Annotated in this window: 1 protein-coding gene; it reads right to left on the bottom strand. The window is 77.0% G+C overall.

What is annotated here, in order from left to right:
- Positions 1-235, bottom strand: a 235-nt coding sequence (locus tag HA630_RS00535) for a hypothetical protein (RefSeq protein ID WP_166832033.1), incomplete at both ends; no start/stop codon positions are given.

The following is a 235-nucleotide window of genomic DNA, read 5'->3' as shown; positions in this document are numbered from 1 at the left end:
GTCTCGGCCTGGTCCTGCACAAACTGCTCCAGCATCTGCCGGTAAAAGCCCAGCTTGCCGGTGCAGCGGCGCAGCCCCAGCGCCGCGTCCAGTCCTGCCACTTCGGGCAGCTCGGCCGGGGCCGGCGCGGCCGCGGCCGAGGCCGCGGCCGAGGCAGCGGCCAGCGCATGCGCGCGCGGCGGCGTGTAGCCCTGGCGCGGCGGCACCCAGCGCAGCAGGGCGGCCCACAGCTGCT

This window comes from Aquabacterium sp. A08 (assembly GCF_011742065.1).
This window is presented reverse-complemented; position numbering and strand designations above follow the sequence as displayed.